Raw genomic sequence first — 15,432 nt, forward strand, 5'->3', positions numbered from 1 at the left:
GTAAATATTCTATTAATGTTAAAATATTGAAAGAAAGTAATAATTTGTTTTTGCGCTTTCTTATGACCTATTATTTTTTTCTTCTTCGTTCCCCACCATTTAATTCTTATCCTATTGTTATCCCCTTTTCGCCTGTCTTTTTTTCCCGAGGTGTAATATGAAATCAACATTCATCCATGCTGTCAGTACATTAATTAGAATCCAGGAGGCCCGTTTTAAGGTCGCTTCCCAACATTCCAATCGGGTGGCGTTTTACGCATTGATGCTGGCCAAAGAGCTGAGTATGTCCGACAAAGAGCAAGAGCATATCTACCTGGCCGGTTTACTTCATGATATCGGTAAGCTGGGTATTCCCGACTCCTGCTTATTTAAGCCGGGCAAACTTACCGAAGAAGAATGGCGGGAAATTAAAAAACATCCGGTTTTTAGCTATGAGATTCTTTCTGCTATTCCGGAAATGGAAAACATTAGCGTCATGGCTCTGTACCATCATGAACGGTACGATGGTAAGGGATATCCCGAAGGACTACGGGGCGAGGCTATTCCCCTGGGTGCCCGCCTTTTAGCCGTGGCCGACAGTTTTGACGCTATGACATCCTACCGCGTTTACCGGCCGCAAATGTCTTTTCAAGTGGCGATTGATGAACTCTGCCGTTGTGCCGGCACACAGTTCGATCCATGGTTTGTGGAGGCATTTTGCCGCCTTTGGGAGCGAGAAGATATGTCAAACTCCACTCATTTCGAATCTGCTTTCCGGACCCTTATCGGTAACGGCTTGAATTTAAAAAGATAAAAAGAGGGAGGAGTATTTTTGAATAGTCTAAGACTTAAATTGATGCTTATCATTGTTCTTGTTACGGTAGCGGCATTGGGTGCTGTTTCCTTTATTAATTTCAATAAGGCATCAAATATCCTTGAGGAACAATTGTCAAATGCAGCGGCTAATAGTGCAGAGCATAATGCTATGGTAGTAAACGAATGGCTGAGAGGTATTGTTAAAGAGGTCAATACTTTGGCTGAAAATGCGGATGTGCAAAGCGCGGAACCTGAACGTTACCTGCCAGTTTTAAAACGGGTACTGAAAAAGCACGATGACTATGATTTGGTTTATGCCTCTGATAAATACGGTAATGGCGCGGGCTCAGACGATACAACTTTTAATATTGCAGATAGAGAATACTTCAAAGAAGCAATGCAGGGGAAAACTACAATTTCCGATCCCTTAATAAGTAAAGCTACCGGTAGTCAAGTTATCGCTGTAGTGGCCCCAACATATAAAGATGGTGCTACATCACCAACTGGTCTGGTAGGCGTGACTGTACCGCTGGATTACCTGCAAGAACTGGTAAAGGGCATGCAACTAAGCGGCCACGGGTACGGGCTGATCCAAAACTCGGACATGACAACCATTGCCCACCCCAATGACGAGTTTTTGGGTAATAAGACCATTGTGGATGCCGGCGATGAACGCTTAAAAGAATTATTCCGGCGGATGAGCGAAGGCGAAAAGGGATATGGAACCTACAGCTATCAAGGTGTTGAGAAAATGCTGGCCTTTGCCCCGGTGGAATTGACCGGCTGGTCGGTGGCCCAAACCGCCGACGTGGCAGATATTATGTCGCCCCTGGGCGCCATCCGCAGTGCCAGCCTTTCGGTAACCTTAATTGCTATGATTATCATGCTGGGTATTGCCTTGCTTATTGCCAATTTTATATCTAAGCCCGTAATACATCTAAGCAAAATTGCTGAAGCTGTTGCACGCGGAGATTTAACTCAAAAAGTAGATGTCGGCCGTAAGAGTAAGGATGAAATCGGTACTCTGACAGTCGCATTTGAAAAAATGGTAGACAATTTAAAAGCCATGATAGGCGACATCCAGAAGAGTTCCGACCGGCTGGCTTCGCACAGCCAGGAACTGGCATCCTCCAGTGAAGAGGTAAGTGCTACGGTTGAAGAAGTGGCCAGCACCACCAATGAAGTTGCAGCTACTTCGGCCCAGGGGGCGGAGAATGCGGAAGTCGCGGCCCTGGAATCTGAACAGGTACGGCAGGTGGCTGAAGAAGGCAACCGGGCCGTAAAGGAAACGGTAGAAAAAATAAACTTCATTGCTTCAAGCACCCAAAACGTCTCCAATGCAATTCAAAAACTCGGTGAGCAATCTAACAAAATTGGAGAAATTATTAACACCATTACCAACATAGCGGACCAGACCAACCTTCTGGCCCTGAACGCCGCCATCGAGGCCGCCCGGGCCGGGGAGCACGGCCGCGGATTTGCAGTGGTGGCGGAGGAAGTGCGCAAACTGGCCGAACAGTCAGCCAGCGCTGCCAATGAAATTACCGGGCTGATCAAGGAGATTCAGGATGGTGTCGGGGAAGCCATAAATGCAATGGAACATGGAACCAGGGAAGTAAGTGAAGGAGTGCAGGTGGCCAGTAACGCCGGCGCTTCCCTGCAGCAGATCATTAAAGCAGTGGAAAAGAACAAGGCAATGATCCAGGATATCGCGATCGCTGTCAAGCAGGCCAACGAGGGTACACAGCAGCTTACTGCTGCCAGTGAACAGATTGCTTCCACTGTACAGCAGGTATCCAATTCCGCTCAAGAGCTGGCCAACATTGCCGCCGAACTGCAAAACACCGTGGTTAAGTTTAAGGTTGATGAGTCTGAGACCGGCTTCCATACCGGTAGTGTTTCTGAAGTTGATAATGAGAAAAATATGAAATAATGGACCTCAAATAAGACGTTGAAACACTTAGTATTTAAGTGAATAAATTAAAGTTTTAACAATTACACTTATATTGCAACAAGCATCGGGTGGTGATAACAAATTAAATTATGGAATTAGATAAAATAATTAACGAAATAATTTTAAATAACCCGGAACTAGCAGACTATTATCAAAATAATGAAGAAGAAATTAAAACACTCATAGATAAGCTGCATATTAAAAAAGAAGATATTAAAGATCTAATAAAACTTTACAAAATTATTGAAGAAACCGATATTTTATGTCTTTAAGCCTTATAATTACAAGTTTAACAAATTGTTGATGCAAAGGCTAGCTATGTGCGCGGTATAATTAAATGGATGAATTTCGGACAATAAAAATGGACAATTTTTACCACCCCCCTGTCAAGCAGCATAATTAATGTTTGACAGGGAGGTGGTAATTATTTGACAACGTGGTGGAAAATATATGCCGGAATTCATCAAGTGAATCCTCAAAAACATGGGCCTGAGAAAATCCCAGGTAGCCAGAAGACTGGACATTTGTATTTTATCATGGAACCATGCCTCCATCAGCTTTTGAAATCCCTGATAAACATCGCCGCCTTGTCGCTGTCCAGGAAATCGTGAACATCTCTAATGCCCAGGTGCTTTAAAAGCTCCATCACATACTTGTTGTCCACCGGGGTAAGGAAAAGGGCTTCCCGGCCGTATTCGTCAACCAACCTCCTGCCTTCTTCGGGGTCGATGATCACCTTCGGGCCGCCCACGCATCCCCCGTTGCAGCGTCGATTTTTCCTTTCAGCACTTCTTTCAACAACTTTCTGCAATCCTGCACGCCGTCCGCCTGGACGGCACGGATTTTGACCGCCCTGCCGGGTCTCAGCCTTTCCAGGGTGTTCGCTATCGCTTCGCTCACTCCCCCTGTCCTGGCATAGATGCGACCGGCGGTGGAGGAGTGTTCGCTGGGGTCTTCCTCCAGCTCCGCGGGGCTTATGCCCACCGCTTCAAATATTTGCTCCACTTCCCGGAACGTGAGCACGGCGTCCACCGCATCCCGGATGTCCGGTTCTTTGGCTTCCGCTTTCTTGGCGAGAGAATGACATAACCTCTTTACCCCTACGACGCCTGTTTTCTTGACGACGCTTGATTTTCCACTGGTATGTGCTAGACTTGAGCATAGAGGCTCTCTCCTTCCGGTTTTAGAATGGGCTTTTCCAATAACCCCATTTTAACCGGAAGGAACGGTCTTTCCTAGAAGATATTTCTAATTTTATTACCAGTTTTAAGTGGACAAGTGTCTCTTGATATTATAATTAAACCAAAGGAGTGACCCATTTGCCGGAACATATCCAAATTTATTTTGCCAGCGCAATCTTTTTAATTACTTACGCTATAATTATCTCCGAAAAGATACACCGGGCGGTAATCGCCCTGGTTGGAGCGGCATTGATCGCGGTGACAAAAATATTAAGCCCGGAAGAAGCGGTGCATGCCATAGATTTTAATACCATCGGTTTGCTTGTGGGCATGATGATTATTGTCGGCATCACCAGGCAGACGGGTGTTTTTGAGTACATGGCCATCAAAGCGGCCAGAAGCTCCAGGGGCGAGCCGCTAAAAATTATGGCGGCGTTATCGCTGGTGACGGCTGTTTTATCCGCCTTCCTGGACAACGTGACCACGGTTTTGTTGATTGTCCCGGTGACATTTGCCATCGCCCAGAAACTCGGAATCAGTCCCATTCCGATCTTAATTGCGGAAATACTGGCATCCAACATCGGTGGCACAGCAACGCTTATCGGCGACCCCCCCAACATCATGATCGGTAGTGCTACCGGCCTTGGTTTTATGGATTTTGTTATTAACCTTACTCCTATAGTTATTGTTGTTTACATTGTAACCATAACACTGCTGCGGTTAATTTACCGTGCCCGGCTGGTGGTCGATCCGGAACGCCAGAAAACAATTATGGAAATGAACGAGAACGATGAATTAAAAGACACGAAGCTACTGCGCAAGTGCCTGCTGGTGCTGGGGCTGACCATTTTCGGTTTTGTCATACACCAGTACGTGCACATGGAATCGTCGGTAATCGCCCTTACCGGCGCCAGCCTGTTGCTGCTGGTGAGCCGGGAGGACCCCGAACACGCGCTGCATGCTGTAGAATGGCCAGTTATATTTTTCTTTATCGGCCTGTTTGTGCTGGTGGGAAGCATGGAAAAGGTGGGCGTCATCGAGGCCATTGCCAAGGCATCCCTGGAAATTACCGGTGGGGTGATGATCCCCACGGCCATGCTGATCCTGTGGCTGTCCGGCATCGCCTCGGCCTTTGTGGACAATATCCCCTTTGTGGCCACCATGATTCCGTTAATCAAGGACATGGGGCAATTAATGGGAGTAACCGATCCAAACGCGCTCAACCTGTTCTGGTGGTCGCTGTCCCTGGGTGCCTGCCTGGGCGGCAACGGAACCGTTATTGGCGCCTCCGCCAACGTCGTGGTGATCGGGATGGCGGAAAAGCGGGGCATGCATATCACCTTTATGAATTACTTCAAAGTGGCATTTCCGCTGATGCTGGTATCTCTGGTATTATGTTCGGTTTACATGATACTCTGGCACTTCTACTCCGGAATATTCACCATAACGATTACATTGCTGTTCGGCTTTATCGTAGCAGTAGCTTATACGCCCATCAACAAGGCTTTGGAGAAAAGCGCGGTCAAGCATCGTGCCAGGCAATCGGTGCGGTATAAGTAAATTGCGGCCAACATCGGATCGAATTATGTCATTTTCGACGTGCTGCAGAAGGGGGACGCAAGAGTGCCTGGCACCTGGGATTTATTACCATTCGGTAAAATCATCGAAAACAATTTACTTCACGGCAGAGGAAATAACGAAAGTTAGTTGAGAGCAAGGGGGATTTATGGTATAATCTTACAAAAGGTCGTTGTTGCCACCTGGGAGGCGAATAACATGTCCGGTGAGACCATAAAAATAGAATTTGAATTGCCCTGCAGGAACAAACCGGGCAAGCAGTTCCCTGCAACGGAGAAATCCTTTCCTTGGCGGGCCTACAGGTGCTGTTTGTATAGGATAACGAGACCAACTGGCAGATTGTCCGGGAGTTGCTGGAATTTGCCGGTGTCAGGGTGATTGTGGTCGGCACGGAAAGTAGCAAGAGGGGGAAAAGCATGAGCGCACAAGTGCAACAGCTGCATAAAACCGTCGGCCGGAATGACCCATGCCCCTGTGGTAGCGGAAAGAAGTATAAGAAATGCTGTCTTCCCAGGCACGAGGAAGAAGAGCAATTGAGGAGGAAATTGGCGGAACCGGAAATCTTATCCGATAAATATTTTACTGTCAAGGAATATATCTCCGAATCGGGGTTTCCGGTAGTGAACCTTGATTATTTTCTGCTTGAGCTGCTGAATATTATTGGATCGATAATTCATAAATTGGGCAAGCCGAACCCGGAGCAGGTAAAAGAGCTTTTAAAGAAACTATTATCGCAGGGAAGAAATTTTTTTGCCGGTTGTCAAAAATGTACTGTCGGATGCTTGAAAGAACCAATGAAAAGGGCAAGCCTGCAATCATTAAAGGATAAGGGATTGCGATTGGAGGAATTTCCGAAAGTTCTTCAGAAACCCGTCATCATCAATTTATTTTATTTTGAATTTGTTAATTCAATTATGGTAGCATTGGCAAAAGAGCTTGAATCCTTGCTGCCGGAAGCTGAAGCGAAGGATATTGTATCCACAGTAAGTGCTTCCATTTTTGACTTTGTAACAGAAAACTGCTGGGGAAACTGTAATAACAGATGTATAAAGGAATATGGAAAGAATGCTTACTGCAGCTTTTGTTCCTTTGGAGAGGACAAGCTGCCATGTCCTAAAGCGGGAGAGATATCCTATAATGAAATATGCGCAACAGAGGCAGATATGATACACTAAAAACATTTTTTCCCACAACCGCGTTTTAATGTAATCCATCGCCTCCGTCAGCTTTTAAAATCTCTGATAAACATCGCCGCCTTGTCGCTGTCCAGGAAATCGTGAACATCTCTAATGCCCAGGTGCTTTAAAAGCTCCATCACATACTTGTTGTCCACCGGGGTAAGGAAAAGGGCTTCCCGGCCGTATTCATCAACCAACCTCTTGCCTTCTTCGGGGTCGACGATCACCTTCGGGCCGCCCGCGCATCCCCCGTTGCAGCGTCGATTTTTCCTTCCAGCACTTCTTTCAACAACTTTCTGCAATCCTGCACGCCGTCCACCTGGACGGCGCGGATTTTGACCGCATATCACCATATCATCCCGGTTTGATTTGCTAATTGTACTATTTGCCGTTTACTGTAGATTTATGAGTTTTTGATTTTCGACAAAACAAAATCGCGGGAACTTTTGAATGCTTAAAAGCGTCGATTTTAGTAGACAATTGGTTTTTTTTGAGGGGAGATAGCATGAAAAAAACAATTACCGCGTTGCTGGTGATCGCGGTCGCGCTGGTGGTGTTTACCGGCCCTGCCGGCGCGGAAGACTTCAAGCTGGGCAATGAAATGTTGATGACCAAATACCACTACCTCATCGAAGGAAAAAGAATCGGGCTGGTCACCAACCAGAGCGGTGTGACGAGCGACGGGCGGAGCATGATTGACGTGCTGGCGGAAGACAAGTCAACCCAACTGGTGGCGCTTTACGGGCCCGAACACGGCATCGACGGCACCGCCAAGGCCGGGGAATACGTTAAGTCATACACGCACCCGGCGCTGGGCATTCCGGTCTACAGTTTGTACGGAGCCACCAGGATGCCCACCGAAGACATGCTGCGCAACGTGGACGTGCTGGTTTATGACATCCAGGACATTGGCGCCAGGTCCTACACCTATATTTCCACTTTAAATTACTGCATGGTTGCGGCACAGAAGTACGGCAAGAAAATTATCGTCCTGGACCGGCCCAATCCTTTGGGCGGGGTTATCGTGGAAGGCCCCGTGCTGGAAGACCGTTTCACGTCGTTTGTCGGCATCGACAATTTGCCGATGGCCCACGGGATGACGGTGGGCGAACTGGCAAAGTTTTTCAACCGCAAGATCGGCGCCGACCTGACGGTGGTTCCCATGGAAGGTTACACCCGGACGATGCTTTTTGAGGATACCGGGCTGTCCTGGGTGCAGACATCGCCCAATATCCCGGACATGGACTCCGTGCGCGGTTACATGGCCACCGGGCTGGGGGAAGGAACGGGCATCTTCCAGGCCGATAAATTCAAGTGGATCGGCGGCAATGGAATCGACGCCCAAAAATTTGCCGGCCTGCTCAACCGGGCGGGGCTTCCGGGGGTGACCTTCATCCCCGAACAGAGGGGATCGGCCGGGGGCGTCAGGTTGAACATCACCGACCCGCATGCCTTCAACCCGGCCAAAACCGGTATCTGCGCCCTGGCATACGCTCACTCGTTGACTAATTTCAAAGTACCCAAGAGCGGCCAGACCGTGGTCATGTTCGATAAAATCATGGGTACGGACAAAATGGGACAATGGTTGGAGCAGGGGTTAACGCCTCAACAGATCGAAGCAAACTACGCCGCCGGGCTCAACCGGTTCAAGGAAGAAAGAAAACAGTACCTGATCTACGGCTATGGCCCCTCCGGTTCCGCTTCCATCGTGATCAAAGTGGGCGGGCGTCCCATCAGCTTTGACTCCGAACCATACATCGACGCGAACAACCGGACCATGGTACCGCTGAGGGCTATTTCCGAAGCCCTGGGGGCGGTGGTGAACTGGGATGCAAAAACAAAAACCATCACCATTGTCAAGCAGGGGCATAGAATCGTATTGACATTGAACAGCACCCTGGCGGTGGTCAATGGAGAACAAAAGAGCATGGATACAACCCCCGTGATCAAAAACAACCGCACCATGGTTCCGCTGCGGTACGCGGGTGAATTTTTGGGTGCCCGGGTGAATTGGGACAAGAATACCCGCACCGTTACAGTGGATTGATAAAGTTAATAAAAAAATCTCATTAAAATCGGGGTAAAAATTATGGATCAGCAGTTTGATTTTGCCCGTATTAATTTTTGAGGTTAGTAGTCCTGATGAATGCGATAATCTCATCAATAAATGAACGAACAGCTAACCTTGCTTCTTTAACTTCATCTAAACTAAAGTTCCTAAAATCGTCGTAATCAGCTTCTGAACGTAAAGTAAATATCATGGATAAAGTTTTACTAGATCTTTTATTTAACGCCCCGGTTTTTACAAATTCACGATTAAATAATGAAATGACTCCGCTATGTTTGGCGGCGTCGAGTTTTTTTAGGGCCAACAAGGCTCTAGCCGCATGAAATGCTGCATAATAGTAGCGATTTATGGCACCGTGGTAAGAACCAAGTTTAAAAAGTTGATCTCCTTCTATGAATGTCTGTTCGGCCTTTTCCAACCGCCACCGGGATAAGCTTAAATTCATAGGGGCATGCCCTCTTCTTGTATAGATTTATAGAATAATGTTTCCTGGAATAAAGGCTCCGTATAACGATTCTTCGACATAACTATTGGTGATATTACAACGTCATGTTTTAGGTTAATGTCCACAGCCATATCAATAACTGCTTCTCTAGTTAGCCCATTCTCATTTTGAACAACTACTAAAATATCGATATCAGATTCGTCCGTGAATGTGCCGCGGGCCGTTGAGCCAAAAAGGCGGATTTCCACCAGGTTTGTACTCAATTGAGCTCTTAAAGTATCACAGAATTCATTTATGGCTTTTTCTTTATGACTTTCTATCAAACCAACCAACTCCTTTTGCATATTATAACCGATGAAACCATAATATTTCCATAACAACCTCCTATCTTCTTCTGTCAATGATCCCCTTTCAGCTACCCACGTATCCCCCGTGGGTAGCCGCCCATTCCTTCCAGAAAATCGGTGTCAATCAGTGAGAGCGCCGTGCCTGGTACCTGGAAGGTGCGGGAGTTTCACCAGGGGCCGCAAGCTGCCCCGGAAAGTGAAATACCTGCGGCCGCAGGTATTGGCGCCGAAAAGAGCCGCTTAAAACGTATCTACGATGAGTAGTAGACGCCCATGGACCGGGCCTTCCCGGCAAATGTCGGGATGTAGCTCACGAGGAAAGCGTAAGACCTGCGCTTTAGCAGGCAGCATTCCGGTGACATGAGAAACCTTCGGGACGAAGCCCCCGGACTTGTCCCGGGGGAGGTTCACTGCGTTAGTTGATATTTTCATCAACAAAGGGTATAATAAAGTTAGAAAGTTAAACTTTATTACTTGGAGTTGATAAAATGCTTGTGGAATTAAAACAAAAATCACAAGTTACCATACCCAGTGAGTTAGTGAAAAAAATGAACCTTCGTCCAGGCGACAAACTGGAGATAGAGGAGAAGGATGGACGTATAATCATTACACCGGTGGTTGTTATTCCAAGAGATCAGATGTGGTTCTATTCAAAGGAATGGCAACAAGGTGAAGCCCGTGTGGACAAAGACATCAAGGAAGGAAAGATTAAGACAGCTTCTTCCAAGGAAGAACTGTTTAATGGCTTGGGGCTGGATGAATGATTAAAGTTTACTATACTGAATATTTTAATGAAAAGGTAAAGGAACTATCGCCTGAAGTAAAGAAAGCTCTAAAACACAAGCTTTCCTTGATGATGCATAATCCGCGACATCCTTCGCTTCGCACTAAGAAAATACAAGGACATGAAGACATTTTTGAGGCAAGCATAACAATGGATATCAGGATGACGTGGCAGTATATGGATGACGGAATACTGCTTAGAAACATCGGAGAGCATGATAAAACGCTAAAAAAACCATGAAGTAATAGATTCATAGGGGCATGCCCTCTTCTTGTATAGATTTATAGCCCAAGATTGGCGACAATAATTTCCAACCCCAATAATATCAAGGGTTTAGAGACCCAACCTCAAAAAGCGTAGTCCCTAATATTGATGTATTAATTTCTAGCGAAACTTGATAAAATATAACTTATATGGTACACTTATCGTAGTCCCTAAGAATCGGGAGGCTACGAGGTGTTCCTCAAGAAGTCTACAACCACAATTAAAGGCAAAACCTATAACAACTACAAGATAGTCGAGTCTTATCGTGAAGGGGGCAAGGTAAAACATCGTATTCTTTTTACCCTGGGCTCCTTAAGCGACGAACAGGCAGAACGTCTACGAATGGCCATTGCGGCCTATTCCAACCCGGATCTAGTGGTAGCTAAAAGTGATGATATTGTGGTGACGAAACATGCGGCCTACCTGGCAGTGGCTACCCTCCATCACTTATGGCAGGAATGGGGGTTCGGGGAATTCTGTCCGGATGACCACTGTCTGGAAGCCTTGGTGCTCAACCGCTGCCTGGAACCCCTGCCGAAGATCCAGATTAAAGAGTGGATGGCGACGACGGTGCTGCCAGCATACCTGGATATTGACCCGCATCAGGCGGATGAGTTCGATGTTTACCGTTCCCTGGACCATTTAAGCAAACGTGAGGCAGAACTACAATCCTTCCTCTACCAGCGTCTAAAGGTTAAGCGCCCGAGCTTTAACGATTATTTCTTTTATGACCTCACCTCCACCTATGTGGAAGGAAGCCGTTGTCTCATTGCCAAACTGGGTTATTCCCGCGATCACCGACCCGACCGCGAGCAGATTGTCGTGGCACTGATGATTACCCCAGAGGGTTACCCCTTCTACTGGCAGGTCCTGGAAGGCAATACCCAGGATATCACTACCGTAACGCAGTTAATCAAAGAGGTCAACTCCCAATATCATCTCCAGCACTGCACCCTGGTCTTTGACCGGGGTATGGTATCGGCGGCTAATTTAATGTCCCTGGAGGCCACATCCTGGCACTATGTCTCAGCCCTGGACCGGGACGAGATCGTTACTTCCGGTTTCCTGGAAGATGCCCTGCCCGAACCAGCATCTCCCCAGGATTGGGAGCAGATTATGGCCCTGCGGGAGTTTATCCCTTACGACGAGAACCAGTTTCTTTTCTATCGCGAGTTTACCAAAAATGGACGACGCTATATCCTGGCCTTTGATGTTGCCCGGTTCCTGGAGGAATACCGGGCCCAGGAACACAGGCTGCAGACGGCCCTCGCCTGGCTGGAGCAAAAGAACAAAGCCCTGGCCCAGGCTAAAAAAGCCCGTAACCAGCAGGTACTGGCCCGAGAAGTACAAGCCATGCTCAAACGCCAACGGGTGCAAAGGTTCCTCCGGGTTCAGATGGAACCCCATGAAGTTAAGATGACCAACGCCAAGGGGCAAGAGCGGACGGTGCCGACCTTCCAGCTGACTTACACCATTAAAGACGAGGAACGGCAAAAGGAACAACGTTTACATGGCCTCACTTGTTTTGTTACCAATCTACCGGCGGCAGGAGTCCCGGCCCGGGAGGTGATCAGCTGGTACCGGCGTAAAAACAAAGTAGAGGAAGCCTTTCAGGAAATCAAATCCTATATTGAGTTACGCCCCATCTATTTGACTCGTAGCGAACGCGTGAGGGCACATGTGAGCATCTGTATGTTAGCCTATTTCCTCTACAACGATATGGAACGGCGCCTGCGGGAAAAAGGACTCTCGGAATCACCTCCCGCGGTATTGGCCCAGTTGCAAAAATGCCAGATTAATCGTCTGGAGCTCAAAAAGCAACAGCGGAGTAAATTGAGTATTACCGAACCCTCTGAGGAACAGAAGAGATACCTCCAAGTTTTGGGTTGTGAAAGCACTATTGATGCCTTCCAGGTAAAACGTGTACTAAAAAAGATGAAAAACTGGTTGTAGTGACGAAACTGTTTTTGATGATCACCTCAAACCCTTGGTATGCTTAGCATTGGAAAATTTTGTCGCTAAACTCGGGTTTTAAATAAAAACCAATTATATCAATAATTTTCAGATGGTTTAAAAATAAACCAAGGGTCAATTAAAAAGCACCATTACCTGTTCGAAAAGCATTTTCTTAACCATATTAATTTTATCTTTCAATTTAAACTTTTTTGTTTGGCCTGGATTTTGCGACCCGAACAGCAATATTATATGGCAAATGATTAAATTTCAGGGTTGAATGGCTTGTTAAGGTTTAAAAAAGGAGGAAGTATAACTATGGTTGAATTAAAAATGCTTCCCCCAAATAATGTCATAATATTTATAGCATTCCTTACGTTTATTAGTTCAGCTTTATCCGCTTTACGGGTGAGATTGAAAATTAAACAAGCATACAACTTACCCGGTGTAATACTAAAATGGCGGCCTTCGAAGGAATTATGGAACGAGGTATTAAAAAATCACTTGGACGGTAATTTCTGGTCATCAATTATTCTAGGTTATATATTTGCCATTATGGCACTAATAGCCGCTGTATTTTTGTTTTTTTGAATGGTAATTGTTCATTCCCGGGGGAACAATGTTCAAAGTATTTTATTTAATGCATCCGGGTTTTTATTTTGCGCGGGGGTGTTATGGTGGCCGTTACGTCCTAAACGCTGGCATGCCCCCTATAACTATATTTTTACCGAAAAAGGCGTTTGGTTCATTGAGAGGGGCTTATTCTGCCAGATCAATTACCTTCAATGGTCCTCTGTAGCTAATGCAATCAAACATAAAAGCAATTGGATTATATTGTCGTCATTAAGGGGTTATAATTCCTTCGATATCATCTACCCCAGCGACATAAAGTACTACGTTGAAGGAATACTCCGTAATAAACTTTTTTTAACATACCCGGGTATTGACAAAATTAATAGTTCATGTCCTGATAAGACCCGGTAGCATAACATTATGCACATTTACTGACATGTGCCAGGCTGTGTTTGCACAATATCAACAACGATTGGCATGTGCCAAGTCCACAGTTTGCACTGTATTAACAATGGTTGGCATGTGCATGAAATGGTTGGCGTTATAATTCTCTTTAAGATGGCAGGTTGGCGTTGTATTTGTTACGCCAATTTCGGTGAGTTTTGTGCCGTCGAGTTATGTGAGTGGTTATTGTGCCGTCGAGTTATGTGAGTGGTTACAATATGGTATAGATTAACTTTTAAAAATACCGCTTCTGCATCCGGTATGATATAATGAACCCAAAGGAAGTGGTTGCGTGCCGGAAAATGAACAGCCTGCCCGCTTACCATACCATCCCCACGACAAGGGTTACAAACAACTACTCTCCAACAAACGGGTATTTCTAGAATTAATAAAAACATTTGTCCGGGAAGAATGGGCCGGGGAAATCGAAGAAAAAGACCTGGTACTGGTCAATAAATCATACATGCTTAAAGATTTTACCGAAAAGGAAGCCGACATCATCTACAGGTTGAAAACCAAGAACGTCATCTTCTACATTCTACTGGAACTGCAGTCCACCGTAGACTACCTGATGCCCTTCCGGCTGCTGCAATATATGGTGGAAATATGGCGGGAAATATACCACAATACCCCGGAAAAAGAACGCGAACGCAAAACCTGGCGTCTGCCGGCCATTATCCAGGCGGTACTGTACAACGGGGCCAACAACTGGACAGCCGCCGTGCATTTCAAAGAAATGCTGGCCGGTTACCGGCAGTTTGAAAAAAACATTCTTGATTTTAAATACATATTATTTGACGTCAACCGTTACCGGGAAGAAGAACTCTACCGGGCGGCCAACCTGATTGCCAGCGTATTCGTCTTGGACCAAAAAATGGACCCGGCGGAAATAACCAAACGGCTGCGCAAACTGGCCGGTGCGTTGAGCAAAATGAGCGGTGATGAATTCCGTCAACTGGCAGTCTGGCTGAAAAACGTAATCATGCCGAAGATACCCGGGCACCTGCAACCGGAACTGGGGCGCATCCTGGATGAAAACAACCCCTGGGAGGTGGAAATTATGATCACGAACCTGGAAATAACCCTGGAAGAGATGCAGCAGCGTGCTAAAATGGAAGGTAAGGCGGAAGGCATAAAAGAAGGTAAGGCGGAAGGCATAAAAGAAGGTGAAATGAAAAAGGCAATGGAAACCGCCAAAGCGGCATTAAAGAAAGGTTTCTCCGTTGAAGACATAATGGAAATAACCGGGTTGAGCAGAGAAACCGTTCTGAAGATAAAAAACCAGCTAAACTGAGGAGCTTGGTGCTCCAATAACTTGACAAAATAATTAAACCAGCCCGCGGGTCGTTATTTGGCCGGCGGGCTTTTGGTATTCATACGAAAATAGAAGCGGGATTGAGCGTGCAAAGATGTTTATCTACAGCCCGGGTTTGCTCCGGGGGGCCACAAAAGGTTTACCCCGGCAAACAGATGGTCTGGCCGACCTGGAGGTTGCGCGGGTTAATACCGGGGTTTAATTCCAGCAGCTTTTCCACCGTGGTACCGGTGCTGCGGGCGATGCTGAACAGGGTATCCCCGGGTTCCACCACCCAGAAAACGCCCGAAGGGCAAATCCTTTCGGGTGGCAGGCAAATCAACCGGCCAATCTGGAGGTTATGTGGGTCGACACCCGGGTTGAGCCGCAACAATTCGGCCACTGTCGTGCCCGTCCGCAACGCTATCAAATACAGGGTGTCCCCCGCTTTTACGCGCCAGTAGCGCCCGGAAGGGCACGGCGGCTGCTTGTTCACTGCCATGCATGATCACTCCCCAAAGACTGTTTTTACATACTATGAGCCGGGCGGGCAGGAATGCATGCAGCCTTTGGA

The 15,432-nt window shown here is 46.7% G+C and carries 16 protein-coding genes; 10 read left to right on the forward strand and 6 right to left on the reverse strand.

What is annotated here, in order from left to right; genetic code table 11:
- The first annotated feature begins 157 nt into the window (after window positions 1–157).
- The 3 genes from IT084_RS15785 (at window position 158) to IT084_RS15795 (ending at window position 3,021) form a co-directional block, all read left to right on the forward strand.
- The gene (locus IT084_RS15785; protein ID WP_195713855.1) at window positions 158–793 is read left to right on the forward strand and encodes an HD-GYP domain-containing protein; all 636 of its coding nucleotides are present in this window, start codon (window positions 158–160) and stop codon (window positions 791–793) included.
- Between the two features lie 18 nt (window positions 794–811).
- Window positions 812–2,728 (forward strand): methyl-accepting chemotaxis protein, encoded by a 1,917-nt coding sequence (locus tag IT084_RS15790; protein ID WP_195713856.1) that lies wholly within the window; start codon window positions 812–814, stop codon window positions 2,726–2,728.
- A 110-nt stretch (window positions 2,729–2,838) separates the two neighbouring features.
- Window positions 2,839–3,021, forward strand: a complete 183-nt coding sequence (locus IT084_RS15795; RefSeq protein WP_195713857.1) for a hypothetical protein — start codon at window positions 2,839–2,841, stop codon at window positions 3,019–3,021.
- Window positions 3,022–3,302: 281 nt separating this feature from the next.
- On the opposite strand, the gene IT084_RS18300 is transcribed toward IT084_RS15795, so the two are convergent.
- Both IT084_RS18300 and IT084_RS18305 read right to left on the reverse strand, forming a co-directional pair.
- Window positions 3,303–3,500, reverse strand: a complete 198-nt coding sequence (locus IT084_RS18300) for a hypothetical protein (protein ID WP_243277026.1) — start codon at window positions 3,498–3,500, stop codon at window positions 3,303–3,305.
- Window positions 3,482–3,781, reverse strand: coding sequence for a [Fe-Fe] hydrogenase large subunit C-terminal domain-containing protein (locus IT084_RS18305; protein WP_313885504.1), 300 nt, complete (start codon window positions 3,779–3,781; stop codon window positions 3,482–3,484). The genes IT084_RS18300 and IT084_RS18305 overlap by 19 nt, the downstream gene beginning before the upstream one ends.
- A gap of 287 nt (window positions 3,782–4,068) precedes the next feature.
- Between IT084_RS18305 and IT084_RS15805 the strand changes: the two genes are divergently transcribed.
- The gene (locus tag IT084_RS15805; RefSeq protein ID WP_195713858.1) at window positions 4,069–5,490 is read left to right on the forward strand and encodes an SLC13 family permease; all 1,422 of its coding nucleotides are present in this window, start codon (window positions 4,069–4,071) and stop codon (window positions 5,488–5,490) included.
- Between the two features lie 434 nt (window positions 5,491–5,924).
- Complete coding sequence (locus tag IT084_RS18310; protein ID WP_243277027.1) at window positions 5,925–6,683, forward strand: SEC-C metal-binding domain-containing protein; 759 nt, start codon at window positions 5,925–5,927, stop codon at window positions 6,681–6,683.
- A gap of 47 nt (window positions 6,684–6,730) precedes the next feature.
- Here the strand turns inward: IT084_RS18310 and IT084_RS15815 are convergent, their stop codons facing one another.
- Complete coding sequence (locus tag IT084_RS15815) at window positions 6,731–6,988, reverse strand: hypothetical protein (RefSeq protein ID WP_195713859.1); 258 nt, start codon at window positions 6,986–6,988, stop codon at window positions 6,731–6,733.
- A gap of 203 nt (window positions 6,989–7,191) precedes the next feature.
- Between IT084_RS15815 and IT084_RS15820 the strand changes: the two genes are divergently transcribed.
- A complete protein-coding gene (locus IT084_RS15820) occupies window positions 7,192–8,733 on the forward strand; it encodes an exo-beta-N-acetylmuramidase NamZ domain-containing protein (RefSeq protein WP_195713860.1) in 1,542 nt (513 codons plus the stop codon).
- A 70-nt stretch (window positions 8,734–8,803) separates the two neighbouring features.
- Here the strand turns inward: IT084_RS15820 and IT084_RS15825 are convergent, their stop codons facing one another.
- Together IT084_RS15825 and IT084_RS15830 are read right to left on the reverse strand one after the other, a co-directional pair.
- On the reverse strand, window positions 8,804–9,199 hold the full coding sequence (locus tag IT084_RS15825) for a HEPN domain-containing protein (RefSeq protein WP_195713861.1): 396 nt from the start codon (window positions 9,197–9,199) through the stop codon (window positions 8,804–8,806).
- Entirely contained in the window at window positions 9,196–9,600 is a 405-nt protein-coding gene (locus tag IT084_RS15830) for a nucleotidyltransferase domain-containing protein (protein WP_243277028.1), read from the reverse strand. The genes IT084_RS15825 and IT084_RS15830 overlap by 4 nt, the downstream gene beginning before the upstream one ends.
- 434 nt (window positions 9,601–10,034) lie before the next feature.
- Between IT084_RS15830 and IT084_RS15835 the strand changes: the two genes are divergently transcribed.
- The 4 genes from IT084_RS15835 (at window position 10,035) to IT084_RS15850 (ending at window position 14,858) form a co-directional block, all read left to right on the forward strand.
- Window positions 10,035–10,310, forward strand: coding sequence for an AbrB/MazE/SpoVT family DNA-binding domain-containing protein (locus tag IT084_RS15835; protein WP_195713862.1), 276 nt, complete (start codon window positions 10,035–10,037; stop codon window positions 10,308–10,310).
- Entirely contained in the window at window positions 10,307–10,570 is a 264-nt protein-coding gene (locus IT084_RS15840; protein WP_207744640.1) for a hypothetical protein, read from the forward strand. Before IT084_RS15835 ends, IT084_RS15840 begins: the two co-directional genes overlap by 4 nt.
- Window positions 10,571–10,786: 216 nt before the next feature.
- A complete protein-coding gene (locus IT084_RS15845) occupies window positions 10,787–12,547 on the forward strand; it encodes an IS1634 family transposase (RefSeq protein ID WP_195713863.1) in 1,761 nt (586 codons plus the stop codon).
- Window positions 12,548–13,856: 1,309 nt separating this feature from the next.
- A complete protein-coding gene (locus IT084_RS15850; RefSeq protein ID WP_195713864.1) occupies window positions 13,857–14,858 on the forward strand; it encodes an Rpn family recombination-promoting nuclease/putative transposase in 1,002 nt (333 codons plus the stop codon).
- Window positions 14,859–15,018: 160 nt separating this feature from the next.
- On the opposite strand, the gene IT084_RS15855 is transcribed toward IT084_RS15850, so the two are convergent.
- Window positions 15,019–15,360, reverse strand: a complete 342-nt coding sequence (locus tag IT084_RS15855; RefSeq protein WP_195713865.1) for a LysM domain-containing protein — start codon at window positions 15,358–15,360, stop codon at window positions 15,019–15,021.
- Between the last annotated feature and the right edge of the window lie 72 nt (window positions 15,361–15,432).

The organism is Desulfallas sp. Bu1-1 (genome assembly GCF_015594625.1).
In the GTDB taxonomy this organism is placed as follows: domain Bacteria; phylum Bacillota; class Desulfotomaculia; order Desulfotomaculales; family Desulfallaceae; genus JADNRQ01.

Excerpts from the sequence above, each read along its gene's own strand:
- IT084_RS15785 (WP_195713855.1), top strand. The coding sequence starts at position 158 with ATGAAATCAACATTCATCCATGCTGTCAGTACATTAATTAGAATCCAG.
- IT084_RS15825 (WP_195713861.1), bottom strand. The coding sequence starts at position 9,199 with ATGAATTTAAGCTTATCCCGGTGGCGGTTGGAAAAGGCCGAACAGACA.
- IT084_RS15855 (WP_195713865.1), bottom strand. The coding sequence starts at position 15,360 with ATGGCAGTGAACAAGCAGCCGCCGTGCCCTTCCGGGCGCTACTGGCGC.
- IT084_RS15835 (WP_195713862.1), top strand. The coding sequence starts at position 10,035 with ATGCTTGTGGAATTAAAACAAAAATCACAAGTTACCATACCCAGTGAG.
- IT084_RS18310 (WP_243277027.1), top strand. The coding sequence starts at position 5,925 with ATGAGCGCACAAGTGCAACAGCTGCATAAAACCGTCGGCCGGAATGAC.
- IT084_RS15820 (WP_195713860.1), top strand. The coding sequence starts at position 7,192 with ATGAAAAAAACAATTACCGCGTTGCTGGTGATCGCGGTCGCGCTGGTG.
- IT084_RS15840 (WP_207744640.1), top strand. The coding sequence starts at position 10,307 with ATGATTAAAGTTTACTATACTGAATATTTTAATGAAAAGGTAAAGGAA.
- IT084_RS15795 (WP_195713857.1), top strand. The coding sequence starts at position 2,839 with ATGGAATTAGATAAAATAATTAACGAAATAATTTTAAATAACCCGGAA.